12 protein-coding genes are annotated in these 12,593 nt (G+C 32.5%); 11 read left to right on the top strand and 1 reads right to left on the bottom strand.

What is annotated here, in order from left to right:
- Nucleotides 1-48 precede the first annotated feature (48 nt).
- From ftcD to spoVAE, 11 genes are all read left to right on the top strand, one after another.
- Nucleotides 49-945 carry a glutamate formimidoyltransferase gene (ftcD, locus tag G9F71_RS13750; RefSeq protein ID WP_164943508.1) on the top strand — a complete coding sequence of 299 codons (897 nt, stop codon included), beginning with the start codon at nucleotides 49-51 and terminating at the stop codon, nucleotides 943-945.
- A gap of 78 nt (nucleotides 946-1,023) precedes the next feature.
- Nucleotides 1,024-2,262, top strand: coding sequence for an imidazolonepropionase (hutI, locus tag G9F71_RS13745; RefSeq protein WP_164951482.1), 1,239 nt, complete (start codon nucleotides 1,024-1,026; stop codon nucleotides 2,260-2,262).
- Between the two features lie 135 nt (nucleotides 2,263-2,397).
- The gene (locus G9F71_RS13740; protein WP_164951438.1) at nucleotides 2,398-3,033 is read left to right on the top strand and encodes a cyclodeaminase/cyclohydrolase family protein; all 636 of its coding nucleotides are present in this window, start codon (nucleotides 2,398-2,400) and stop codon (nucleotides 3,031-3,033) included.
- Nucleotides 3,034-3,067: 34 nt separating this feature from the next.
- The gene (locus tag G9F71_RS13735) at nucleotides 3,068-4,228 is read left to right on the top strand and encodes a nucleoside recognition domain-containing protein (protein ID WP_164951439.1); all 1,161 of its coding nucleotides are present in this window, start codon (nucleotides 3,068-3,070) and stop codon (nucleotides 4,226-4,228) included.
- Nucleotides 4,229-4,455: 227 nt separating this feature from the next.
- On the top strand, nucleotides 4,456-6,213 hold the full coding sequence (locus tag G9F71_RS13730; RefSeq protein WP_164951440.1) for an Eco57I restriction-modification methylase domain-containing protein: 1,758 nt from the start codon (nucleotides 4,456-4,458) through the stop codon (nucleotides 6,211-6,213).
- A 222-nt stretch (nucleotides 6,214-6,435) separates the two neighbouring features.
- Entirely contained in the window at nucleotides 6,436-6,771 is a 336-nt protein-coding gene (gene spoIIAA / locus G9F71_RS13725) for an anti-sigma F factor antagonist (protein ID WP_125003144.1), read from the top strand.
- A 13-nt stretch (nucleotides 6,772-6,784) separates the two neighbouring features.
- On the top strand, nucleotides 6,785-7,213 hold the full coding sequence (gene spoIIAB / locus G9F71_RS13720) for an anti-sigma F factor (RefSeq protein ID WP_164943506.1): 429 nt from the start codon (nucleotides 6,785-6,787) through the stop codon (nucleotides 7,211-7,213).
- 10 nt (nucleotides 7,214-7,223) lie between these two features.
- A complete protein-coding gene (gene sigF, locus G9F71_RS13715; RefSeq protein WP_164951441.1) occupies nucleotides 7,224-7,979 on the top strand; it encodes an RNA polymerase sporulation sigma factor SigF in 756 nt (251 codons plus the stop codon).
- Nucleotides 7,980-8,164: 185 nt separating this feature from the next.
- Entirely contained in the window at nucleotides 8,165-8,617 is a 453-nt protein-coding gene (gene spoVAC, locus G9F71_RS13710) for a stage V sporulation protein AC (protein ID WP_125003150.1), read from the top strand.
- Nucleotides 8,618-8,623: 6 nt separating this feature from the next.
- Nucleotides 8,624-9,640 (top strand): stage V sporulation protein AD, encoded by a 1,017-nt coding sequence (gene spoVAD / locus G9F71_RS13705; RefSeq protein WP_164943503.1) that lies wholly within the window; start codon nucleotides 8,624-8,626, stop codon nucleotides 9,638-9,640.
- A gap of 4 nt (nucleotides 9,641-9,644) precedes the next feature.
- Nucleotides 9,645-10,004: a stage V sporulation protein AE gene (gene spoVAE / locus G9F71_RS13700; protein ID WP_164943502.1), complete on the top strand. Its 360-nt coding sequence runs from the start codon at nucleotides 9,645-9,647 to the stop codon at nucleotides 10,002-10,004.
- Nucleotides 10,005-10,054: 50 nt separating this feature from the next.
- On the opposite strand, the gene G9F71_RS13695 is transcribed toward spoVAE, so the two are convergent.
- A complete protein-coding gene (locus G9F71_RS13695; protein WP_164951442.1) occupies nucleotides 10,055-12,559 on the bottom strand; it encodes a transglycosylase domain-containing protein in 2,505 nt (834 codons plus the stop codon).
- Nucleotides 12,560-12,593 lie beyond the last annotated feature (34 nt).

Below are 12,593 nucleotides of genomic sequence, written 5' to 3'. Positions count from 1 at the left end.
TACAATAGCTAAATTATAATAAAAAATAAACTTTAGGGGGAAAATAAAATGGCAAGAATAGTTGAATGTATACCTAATTTTAGTGAAGGAAGAAATAAAGTAGTAATTGAAAAAATAGTTGATGCAGTTAGAAACGCAGAAGGAATAAAGCTACTGGATTATTCATCAGATAGTGATCATAATAGAACTGTTGTTACTTTCTTTGGAACACCAGAAAGAGTAGAACAAGTTATTTTAGACATGGCAGCAAAAGTTTATGAAAATATTGATATGACCCTTCAACAAGGTGCACATCCTAGAATGGGAGCACTAGATGTAGTTCCTTTTGTACCAATTAGTGAGGTAACTATGGACGAATGTGTTGCACTAGCTAAGAGAGTAGGTACTGAAATAGCTAGTAAATTTGATGTGCCAGTATATCTATATGAAAAGGCAGCATCAGCACCTCATAGAGAAAATTTAGCTGTAGTTAGAAAAGGACAATATGAAGGATTTTTCGAAAAAATCAAAGAAGATAAATGGGCACCTGATTACGGCAAAGCTGAAGTCAATGTAAAGGGTGGTTGCGTTGCAATTGGAGCAAGAGTACCACTAGTAGCTTTTAATGTAAATTTAGGTACTGATAACATCGAAATTGCTGATAAAATTGCTAAAACTGTTAGAAACCTTGGTGGAGGTTTAAGATTTGTAAAAGCTATGGGCGTAAAACTTGAGGATAGAAACGTAGCTCAAGTATCTATGAATTTAGTTAATTATGAAAAAACAGCAGTTTATAGAGCTTTTGAAATGGTTAAGATGGAAGCAAAACGTTATGGTGTTCCTGTAATCGGAAGTGAAGTTATTGGACTAGTGCCAATGGAAGCACTAATTCAATGCGCAGAATACTATTTACAAATAGAGAATTTTTCAATGGATCAAATTTTAGAAAAGAGAATTTGGGAATAAAATTTGAAATTTACTACATATAAACTGTAATAGCATGGTTATTACAGTTTATATAAAATGGAGGAAAGTATATTGGATATTATAATAAAAAATATTGGATGCCTAGTTACTTGCGAAGGAAGCTATAGAAAAAAACGTGAAGAATTTAAAGATGCTAAAATTAAAAAAAATGGCTATTTAGTCATTGAAAATGACAAAATAAAAGCAGTAGGAGAAGGAGAGGGATACAAAGAATATCTAACTAGTGAGTGCACAGTTATTGATGGAGAAGGGAAAACTGTTACACCTGGGCTTATAGATCCACATACCCATGTTGTATACGCTGGTTCAAGGGAAAATGAATTGCCATTAAAGCTAAATAAAGTTGGATATATTGAAATATTAAATAGTGGTGGGGGAATACTAAGTACCGTTGAAAACACTAGAAATATTAAAATAGATCAACTTGTAGAAGAAAGTAGAAAAAGGCTTGATATAATGCTTAAGCATGGTACTACTACTGTTGAAAGCAAATCAGGATATGGTCTTGATTTACAAACAGAGGTTAAAATTTTAGAGGTAAACAAAATTTTAAATGAAACTCATCCTATAGATGTAGTATCTACATTTATGGCAGCACATGCGTTGCCAAAGGAATACAAAAGCGATAGAGAAGCCTATATTGGAGAAATAATTAATAATATGATTCCATATGTAAGCGAAAATAAACTTGCAGAGTTTATTGATTGTTTTTGTGAGAAAGGCGTATTTTCAGTAGAAGAATGCAGACGGATTTTAACAGCTGGGAAAAAATTTGGGTTAAACATAAAAATCCATGCAGATGAAGTTGAAACAGTAAAAGCTGCAGAACTTGCAGGGGAACTAAAAGCTACATCAGCAGAGCATTTAGTTGCAGCTTCAGACGAAGGCATAAAGGCGTTAGCAGAAAATGATGTGGTGGCTGTACTATTACCATCGACTTCCTTCTATTTGATGTTAAATCATTTTGCTAGAGCTAGAAAAATGATAGAAGAAGGTGTGGCTGTATCCCTAGCTACAGATTGTAATCCTGGCACCTCGCCTACAGAATCATTACAGACAGTTATGACCTTTGCTTGCTTTGGAATGAAACTGTTCCCAGAAGAGATTATCAATGCAATGACAATAAATGCGGCTTGTGCCATTAATCGCGAAAGTGAAATTGGAAGCATTGAAGTAGGTAAAAAAGCTGATATCGCTATATTTAATAGTAAAAACTTAAATTACCTAATATATCATTTTGGTGCCAATGCTATCGATACAGTAATAAAAAACGGAAAAATTGTTGTAAAAAATTAAATAATATTAATCATGCATTGACAATGGGTAACTAATGATTAATAATGTAATAGGCATTATTAACACCTTGAAAAAATATCCAATTCCTATAATATCCACTTTATATATTTGTGTTTTGAGAAAGGAGAATATAAAATGTTAGATGAAAAAACTGTAAGAGAATTTATTAATGAGTTAGGTTCAAATTCACCTGCGCCAGGAGGTGGAAGTGTTGCAGCCCTTGGAGCATCGCTGGCCAGTGCTTTAGGTGCTATGGTGTTCAATTTAACTGTAGGTAAGAAGGCATACAATGAATATAGCGATGAAGATAAAATGCTTGTTGACAAGAACCTCGAGGAATGCCTTAAACATAAGGATAAATTTTTAGATCTAATGAACAAAGATACAGAGGTTTTTTTAATTCTCATGTCAGCTTTTAAACTTCCAAAGGAAAGTGCGGACGAAAAGAAAATAAGAAGTGCTAAAATCCAAGAAGGATATCAAAAAGCATTGGAAATCCCACTAAGTGTTGCAGAAGAATCATACAAAATATATGAGTATGTTAAAATAGCAGCCAGGTTAGGTAACAAAAATGCAATTTCAGATGCTGGCGTGTCAGCTTTAATGCTTCAAGCATCCATTGAAAGTGCAATTTTAAATGTTAAAATAAATCTTTCTAGTATAAAAGATGAAACTTATAAACAAGAGATTACTGAAAGATGCAATGAATTAGTAAAACAAGGAAGAACAAAACGTGACGAAATACTATCTGTTGTAGATGAAAGCATGTAAATTTTTTAAAAAATACTATTTTTGGGAGTTTTGAATGAAATATAAGACCAAGACAAAAGAAGCAATTGGACTAGAAGGATTTTTATGTTTATTTTTATTTATATTATTTTTTATGTTAATAGGTAAAAAAATGGGAACTGCAAATATGTTTAGTACTTTAATGAATACAGCTTACGATTTGCTCATTAAAGTAGTATTTTACATAATGGCAATTGCTGTTGTAGCAGGAGCTATTGCCTCAATGCTTTCAGAGTTTGGGGTAATAGCAATTATTAATAAGGTATTATCTCCATTGATGAAGCCTCTTTATGATTTGCCAGGAGCAGCAGCCCTTGGTATTATTACAACTTATTTATCTGATAATCCAGCAATTATAACTTTAGCTCAGGATAAAGGGTTTAGAAGGTATTTTAAAAAGTATCAACTTCCAGCACTAACAAATTTAGGCACATCATTTGGGATGGGCCTTATTGTTACTACATTTATGATAGGTCAAAAATCCACCATAGGTGAAAGTTTTATTGCACCTGCTATAATTGGAAATATTGCTGCGGTTATAGGAAGTATAGTTAGTGTAAGATTTATGATTGGGCATACTAAAAAGGTTTATGGGAAAGAAGAAATGTGCACATCAGAAGGCACAGTAGATTTTGATATGTTAACTCACAGAGAGGTTAGAGAAGGTAGTGTAACCGCAAGACTTCTTGAGGCTTTACTAGAAGGTGGAAAATCAGGAGTTGAAATGGGACTAGCTATAATACCGGGCGTTTTAATAATTTGTACAACCGTTCTTATGTTAACAAATGGAACCGCTGATACAGGTTTATATACTGGAGCAGCGAATGAAGGTGTTAAAGTTTTACCTTGGATAGGTGAAAAGTTCTCTTTTATACTTAAACCACTGTTTGGATTTGAACATGCAGAAGCTATTGCTTTCCCAATTACATCACTAGGTGCTGTAGGAGCTGCTATCAGCTTAGTGCCAGATTTATTAAAGCAAAAGCTTATAGGCGGAAATGAAATTGCTGTATTTACAGCTATGGGAATGTGTTGGAGTGGTTACCTAAGCACACACGTAGCAATGATGGATAGCTTAAAGTGTAGAAAGCTTACAGGAAAGGCAATCTTAAGTCATACTATAGGTGGACTTGTGGCGGGGATTTCTGCCCATTTAATGTATGTGATATTTTTATAAAATAAGAAGCATAGATAATTAATGGTAAATATAATGAACTGTGAATTCTCAGCGTAAAAAAACTGTGAGTTCACAGTTTTTTTATGACATTTCAGAAGGAAGATATTATTTACTGTTAGGCATATAAAAATAAATTAAGGGATATACAGTTCACCATAGTGTGCATTTATGATATACTTTAAAAGAATTTTAATATACTTTCAAGGCAGATAGATGGAGGATAATAAATGCTAGATTTGTTTCAACAGAAAATATGTGAACTATATAATATTATTTTAAGTCCAATAGATGATATGTTTAAAATAACTGCGTTAGAAAACTATAAAAGGGAAATAGAATTTTCACATCAGAAAAGCTTTGGCAGTGCTTATTATGAGTTTATTAAAAACAATAAAGAAAAAGGCACAGTGTACACTCCAGAACCCATATCTTCTTATATGATAGAAAACACCATAAAAGCGGGGCAGATAGTAGAGAACCCCTATATAAAGATTGTGGACCCTTCTTGTGGCACAGGAAATATATTAATTTGTTGTTTTAAATTTCTTAGAAATTTATATGTGGATAATTTAAATATAATTAATGAAAAAAACGGATTGGGTTTAAATTTAGAAAGTCTTGATGAACATATAATAACACATAATTTATATGGGTTTGATATTGATGATATAGCTACAAAAATTCTTATTATAGATTTATATGATTTAAGTAAGGGTAGCATATGCAATAATATTTTTAATATGGATTTTTTATTATATGAAAGTGAACATAAATATGACATTTTCATAGGCAATCCACCTTATGTGGGTAAAAAATCTATAGATAAGGTATACGCAGACCATTTGAAAGTTAGATACAGTGAAGTGTATAGTGATAAAGGGGATCTATCCTATTGTTTTTTCAAAAAAGCATTAGAAGACCTTGAAAATGGAGGAAAGCTCACTTTTATTACTTCTAGGTACTTTTTAGAATCACCTAGTGGAGAGGATTTAAGGAAGGTATTAAAAGAATTATGCACAATAGACAAAATTATTGATTTTTATGGCATAAGACCATTTAAAAATATAGGAATAGACCCTGTGATTTTATTTATAACAAATTATCAAAATGAGGATAATGAAATTCAAATCATCAAACCAATATCCGTAAAAAGTAAAAATAAAAATGAATTTTACAATAGTATATTTCTGAAAAATGGAAATAATAAATATAATAGTTTTATCCTTAATAAAAACAGATTAAATAACAAGGGCTGGATTTTAATAGATGAGACGCAGAGAAATATAATAAATAAAATAGAACAAAAGTGTTTTACACATCTAAGTAATATATGTAATAGTTATCAAGGTGTAATAACGGGTTGTGACAAAGCTTTTGTGGTAAGTAATGATACTTACCTAAATGAAAATATTGAAGTAAATTTAATAAAACCTTGGATTAAGAGTAGTTACATAGAAAAAAATTCCGTTTTAAGAAGAGATAGTTACATAATATATTCAGATTTAATTAATAATCCAGATGAGTATCCAAGGGCCATAGCTCATATTGAAAAAAATGTGGAAAAACTATTAAAAAGAAGAGAGTGCGAAAGAGGTATTAGGAAATGGTACGAACTTCAATGGGGTAGAGATCAAAATATATTTGAATCAGAAAAGATAATTTTCCCTTTTAAAGCAAGTAGTAATAGATTTGCTCTTGACAAGGGAAGTTATTTTAGTGCGGATGTATATGCATTGATATTAAAAGAAAATGTACCTTTTGCTTATGATTTCTTATTATATTTATTAAATAGTAAAATCTATGAATTTTACTTTAAGACCTTTGCAAAAAAACTCGGTGAAGATGCTTACGAGTACTATCCAAATAATTTAATGAAATTATGTATACCAGTTACCATAGATTTTGTAGGTAAAGACGAGAATTATTTATATGATTATTTTGGCTTTAGTGAAGAAGAGAAAAAGATTATACAACGTGGAGTATAATCTTTTTCTCTTTTATTTTATTCAATAATCATCTGCGATGCTACAATATTATTATCATATAATGTATTAAATGAATGCAAATGGGTATAATATAAAAAAAAGTTTAAAAATTATAAAAAAAAGAAGGAAAATTATGTAATTGGTAGAATATATAAGAAAGGTATGATATTTATACAAAACTAAAAAAATATTCTAATTTAGAATGATTCAAGGGGGAAGAATATGCATTTAAATTTTGAAAATAATGGAGATAAATTAATTGTTTACATGTCGGGAGAATTAGACCATCATAGTGCTGAAGAAGTAAGGAATATGATAGACGATCGCTTAGACCGAAATAGCTATAACAAATTAATTATGGATTTTGAGGGAGTGTCCTTTATGGATAGTTCCGGTATTGGAGTGGTTATTGGAAGATACAAAAAGTTACATATGAGAAGTGGGAAAGTATGTGTAACAAACATTAAATCTTCAGTAAAAAGAGTGTTTGAGTTGTCCGGAATGTTTAAAATCATCATGCTATATGATGATGTTGAACAAGCTGTAAACAATATTTAGTGGGGGGATTAATATGGGTCACAATAGAATTAAAATCGAATTTTTAAGTAAATCCCAGAATGAAGGTTTTGCAAGAGTAGCAGTAGCAGCATTTGCGGCGCAATTAGATCCAACAATTGAAGAAATTAGCGATGTCAAAACTGCTGTATCTGAAGCAGTTACCAATGCTATTATCCATGGATATGATAGCGAAGAAGAAATGATTACAATAGAAGCTATTATTAATGACAATGAATTAACAGTGATAATCAGCGACCTCGGAAAAGGAATTGACGATCTAAAGATTGCTATGCAACCATTATATACTTCCCGTCCAGACTTAGAGAGGTCAGGTATGGGTTTTACTGTAATGGAAACTTTTATGGACAGCTTAGAAGTAAAGTCTGATAAAGGTAGGGGAACAAGTATAATAATGAAAAAAATATTTAATCCTTTATGTTAGGTGGAATATTATGGATCAAAAAATAGTTAAAAAAAATAATTATAATTATGAAGACAATATGCAACTCATTCAATTAGCTAGAAATGGAGAACCAGGTGCATTAGATAAACTAGTAGAGATGAATTTACCATTGGTTTCATCAATTAGTAAAAAATTTCTTAATAGAGGATACGAGTATGATGATATATTCCAAATTGGATGCATTGGTCTAGTAAAAGCAATTAACAATTTTGACACTAAGTATAATGTGAAATTTTCTACCTATGCAGTACCAATGATAATGGGAGAAATCAAAAGATTTCTTAGGGACGATGGAATTATAAAAGTAAGCAGAAGTGTTAAAAATACTGCAAGGAAATTACATTATGATAAAGAGACACTAACAAAAGAATTAGGTAGAGATCCTACTATTGAAGAATTGTCAGTTTTTTCTGACATAGAAAAAGAAGATATAGTATATGCACTAGAGTCTGCGAGTAACATGCAGTATTTATTTGATACAATACACCAAGATGATGGAGCACCAGTACTGCTGATAGATAAATTAAGTGAAAAATATGAAGAAGATAATGAGGTTTTAGATAAAATTGCACTTAAAGAAGCACTTAGAAAATTGGATGCAAAATCAAGGCAAATAATTATGCTTAGGTATTTTAAAGATAATACTCAAATTCAGGTAGCTAAAATGATGGGCATCAGCCAAGTACAAGTATCAAGAATAGAAAAGAAAGTATTGAAAATAATGAAGGAAAAATTGAGTGGTTAAGATGAAATATAGATAAACAATTTCAATGTTTTATTTTGAAATTGTTTATCTATAAATGATTCTTATTTTTTTTGACTAAAAATCATATAATTGCAAATAATAACTTAGTAGTAAACTATATTCTAAAAACATAATTCACTATAATTAATAATGTCCATTTTAGAGAAGGACAAGGAGGATATTTCATGAAAGTGGAAGAAAAAACTATAAGGAAAAAATTTGAACATCTTAATTCTAATAAAATTCCTAAGCCTAATTTACTTATGCATTGCTTTAATGCCTTTTGGGTTGGAGGATTTATATGTGTAATTGGACAATTTGTTAGTGACTTTTTTTCTAGAATGGGTGTTCCCAGTGATGAACTAGGGACTTATGTTTCCATAGTTATGGTCTTTCTAGGAGCTATACTTACGGGCATAGGAATATATGATAAGCTAGGTGATTTTGCAGGAGCAGGTTCTGTTGTACCAATTACTGGGTTTGCAAATTCCATTGTTTCCCCAGCAATGGAATTTAAAAAAGAGGGTTTTGTTTTTGGTGTAGCGGCTAAAATGTTTACAATTGCAGGACCTGTTTTAGTATATGGTATTGGTTCCTCTGTAATTGTGGGGATTTTATATTATTTTTTAAGGTGGTGATTAAAAATGGGTAGGAGAATTGGAGTTCAAACAGTAGAAATTCAAAGCAAACCTAGAATTATTGGTACATATAATGTAGTGGGACCTAAGGAAGGTAAAGGGCCATTAAAAGAATATTTTGATAGAATTCTACAAGATGATCTTAATGGAACTGAGAGTTTTGAAAAAGCTGAAACTAGTTTATTGTATACAGCTATTACAGAGAGTATAAAAAAAGCAAAACTAAAAGAAGTTGACATAAATTATCTACTAGCAGGAGATTTACTAAATCAGCTAATCTCTTCAAGTTTTGCAGCTAGAGATTTGAATATACCTTTTCTAGGACTTTATGGGGCCTGTTCAACTATGGCAGAGTCTTTAAGTATAGGTTCAATGATAATGGAAGGAGGCATGGCTAATTATGTTGTAGCGGCTACTTCTTCACATTTCTCATCAGCTGAAAGACAATATAGATTGCCATTAGAGATGGGAAGTCAGAGAGCTCCAACGGCACAATGGACGGTTACAGGTGCTGGAGCAATGGTTTTGGGTAAAAAGGGTGATTTTCCTTATGTTACACATGTTACAACTGGAAAAGTTAAAGACTATGGGATAACAGATGTAAATAATATGGGAGTTGCCATGGCACCAGCAGCTGTGGATACTATTAAACAACACTTTTTGGACACGGGCAGAAAACCCTCGGATTATGATATTATTGCTACTGGAGACCTAGGTATGGTAGGAAGAAAGTTTACAGAGGAATTACTCTTAGAATATAAGTATAATATGAAAGGGCATTATATTGACTGTGGTGAGGAGATTTTCAATGCTGAAAAACAAGGAACAAATGCAGGTGGTAGTGGTTGTGGCTGTTCGGCAGTGGTTGCAACAGGATATTTATACAAAAACATGCTAAAGGGGAAATTTAAAAGAATGCTTCTAGTGTCTACAGGTGCACTCCTAAGTCCTACTTCATCTTTGCAGGGAGAAACAATACCTGGAATAGCACATGCCGTTTGTATAGAGTTTGGAGGTGAATAAATGAATGAATAATTACATTATGACTTTTATAGTGGGTGGTGCAATTTGTGTAATAGGTCAGATACTTATGGATACTACTAAATTAACTCCAGCTAGAATATTAGTTGTATTTGTAACTGGTGGAGTAATACTAGGCGCATTAAATATATATGATGTGGTTATAAAATATGGCAAAGCAGGTGGAAGTATACCACTGCCAGGCTTTGGCTGTAGTTTAGCTAAAAGCGTAATGAAGGAAGTAGATAAGGTTGGTCTTATAGGAGCATTTACTGGAGGAATAAAAGGTACTGCGGGAGGTATTACTGCTGCAATTTTCTTTGGATATATCATGGCATTAGTATTTAATCCTAAAACTAAGGGATAAAAAAACTACTATCAAATATTAAAATTTGATAGTAGTTTTTTATTTCTGTTTTAAGGTGTATTAACAGGGGGATTAACACCCGTTGGATCTGTAACGGGTGGATTTGTAACTGGTGGATTCGTAACTGGTGGATCCGTAACTGGTGGATTCGTAACAGGGGGCTTTGTAACGGGCGGACTCGTAACAGGAGGTATAAATTGACTTGAAAAGGAATCAACTGCTGTTGGTAATACATAATCTGAGTCTAACAGTGCAGCATTATGATAACTCCTCCTTATAAAAATTCTTGTTTCAATATTTCCAGGTGACGTAGACTCTGAGGCAAGAACATAGTTGCCATTAGGGCCTCTGGTAACTCTAGCCAGAACATGGATGCTATCAAGTGTTGTAGGTTGAGTTCCGTCAATAAATAGTTCAGAGTATACTCTATTTCCTCTTGGGTCCGAATAAGTTAAATCTGTTGGTATATCACCAGAATCCTTTGATACAGAAAAGTCGGATATACCAGAAGGCCGCTCTACTTCCTTAACTGGAAGATTGATATGGGCTTCTTTCATAACATTTCCCCACAGCAAGGCGGCAGTATTACTACCCATTCCTTCAATTTTAGCTCCATCATCTGTTCCAATCCAAATAGCTGCAGAATAATAAGGAGTTAATCCAACAAACCATAAGTTTTTTGAATCAGAAGAAGTACCAGTTTTACCTCTAACAGGCATATTACCGAAATTAGCATTTGGACCAGTACCATCTGCACTTACAGGTCCTTGTAGTAAATCATACATTATATAAGCACTTTGAGGTGATAAAACAGTTTTTGGGTCATATTTTGTTTGAAGTATTATTTTACCACTTCTATCAACTACTTTAGTGTATAATCTTGGAGTAGATCTCATTCCATTGTTACCAAAAACACCATATGCAGCGGCCATAGTGAGAGGATTAGTTCCCTTATAACTACCACCATCTAATTGACCCAGTGCCATAGCAGACATACTTCTCTTATCAGTTTCATCTAATTGCAATCCGAATTTTTCGCCATAAGAAATACCAGTCTTAAGACCAATCATATCCTCAATTTTCACGGCAGCCACGTTAACGGAATGCTTTAAACAATCTCTTAGAGTTAAATATCCATAATATATATCAGGAGAATTTCTAGGATTATAAGGAGGGTCACCTGGAGCACCATATTTTTTTCCTATTTCTTCAGGTACAGGTGAATCTTCAATAATTGTAGAAGCTGTAGCAATTTTTGAATCAATAGCTGGACTATATACAGTTAGTGGCTTAATGCTTGAGCCAGGAGCCTTTAAGAAGTCACTAGAAGCAGCTCTATTATAAGACATAGGACCCTCAACGCCACGGCCGCCTATAATAGTTTTAACTTCACCTGTACGATAATCCATGATAACGCAAGAAGCTTGGATATTTGCTTGTTTAAGGTTAAGGTTACCATCTCTAGGAAATATATAATCATAGCTGTTTTTTTTATTTGACGCAATAGGGTCATCAATTATAGCCTGTGACTTAATTTGCATAGATCTATCCATAGTTGTAGTGATTTTTAAACCGTCGTACATAAGCATGGAATAAGCCTCTTCTTTGTTAATATTTAATGTCTTCATTAGATCCTCAGCAACCTGAAGGATTACAGGTCTAGAAAAGGACTCAAAGTCCATCTTATTTGCGTCTTTTATTGAAAAATTAAATACTAGATTTTCAGCCATAGCTGAATCAAATTGATCTTTGCTGATTTTATTATATTTTAGCATGTTTTCAAGAACAGCTTTTGTTCTATTTGAAACAAAAGCTTCTTTAGATTTAGATGCTTTATATGATAAATTATAAGAAAGACTAGGATTTTGTGCAGCGCTAGCAATAAAAGCACATTGTTTTAAAGACAAAGCCCCAACAGATTTGCCGAAATATTGCTGGGAGGCGGCTTCTACACCGTGAGCTTTTCCGCCTAAAAAGATAGTATTAATATAAGCCTCTAAAATTTGGTCTTTGGTCAAAACCTTCTCTAGCTTTAGCGAAAGAGAAATTTCTTGGACTTTTCTTTTTATAGAAGTTCTGTTTTCTATAGAATCTGCTAAAAACATTCTATATTTAACCAATTGTTGAGTTATAGTTGAAGCGCCTTGGAGACTCGCGCCACTACCGTGTATTTTTATTTTTATATCATTTAATACAGCTCCACCCAATCTTTTTATGTCAATACCAGGGTGGGTATCAAATCTAGAATCCTCAATACTTATAAATGCATCCTTAAGGACTACTGGAACTTTATTAATAGATATATTAGTTCTTCTTTCTGAGGTAATGTATTCATCCATATACTTTTGAGAATTGTCATATAGTGTTGAGGGTTCATCTAATTTTAAAAATTCATTAATATCTAATTCGGGAGCCGTCTTAACCATAGCTACAACTACTCCTCCAATAGCTACCATGGCTATTAATGCTATAGATAGAATTGTTAAAAAAATGCTTTTGAAAACTTTCTTACCAGTTGATTTCTTCTTCTTCGGAGTAGTTTTTTTATCTTTCATTCAATATCCTCCTCGTATTTATCTGGAGCGGATT

Origin of the sequence: Clostridium sp. FP2 (genome assembly GCF_011065955.2) — a bacterium.
Taxonomy (GTDB): Bacteria; Bacillota; Clostridia; order Clostridiales; family Clostridiaceae; genus Clostridium_AD; species Clostridium_AD tagluense.
The sequence above is the reverse complement of the archived record's forward strand: the minus strand, read 5'-3'. Positions and strand labels throughout refer to the sequence as shown.

Excerpts from the sequence above, each read along its gene's own strand:
- G9F71_RS13695 (WP_164951442.1), bottom strand. The coding sequence starts at position 12,559 with ATGAAAGATAAAAAAACTACTCCGAAGAAGAAGAAATCAACTGGTAAG.
- G9F71_RS13740 (WP_164951438.1), top strand. The coding sequence starts at position 2,398 with ATGTTAGATGAAAAAACTGTAAGAGAATTTATTAATGAGTTAGGTTCA.
- spoIIAB (WP_164943506.1), top strand. The coding sequence starts at position 6,785 with ATGGGTCACAATAGAATTAAAATCGAATTTTTAAGTAAATCCCAGAAT.
- G9F71_RS13735 (WP_164951439.1), top strand. The coding sequence starts at position 3,068 with ATGAAATATAAGACCAAGACAAAAGAAGCAATTGGACTAGAAGGATTT.
- G9F71_RS13730 (WP_164951440.1), top strand. The coding sequence starts at position 4,456 with ATGCTAGATTTGTTTCAACAGAAAATATGTGAACTATATAATATTATT.
- spoVAD (WP_164943503.1), top strand. The coding sequence starts at position 8,624 with ATGGGTAGGAGAATTGGAGTTCAAACAGTAGAAATTCAAAGCAAACCT.
- spoVAE (WP_164943502.1), top strand. The coding sequence starts at position 9,645 with ATGAATAATTACATTATGACTTTTATAGTGGGTGGTGCAATTTGTGTA.
- spoIIAA (WP_125003144.1), top strand. The coding sequence starts at position 6,436 with ATGCATTTAAATTTTGAAAATAATGGAGATAAATTAATTGTTTACATG.
- spoVAC (WP_125003150.1), top strand. The coding sequence starts at position 8,165 with ATGAAAGTGGAAGAAAAAACTATAAGGAAAAAATTTGAACATCTTAAT.
- ftcD (WP_164943508.1), top strand. The coding sequence starts at position 49 with ATGGCAAGAATAGTTGAATGTATACCTAATTTTAGTGAAGGAAGAAAT.
- sigF (WP_164951441.1), top strand. The coding sequence starts at position 7,224 with ATGGATCAAAAAATAGTTAAAAAAAATAATTATAATTATGAAGACAAT.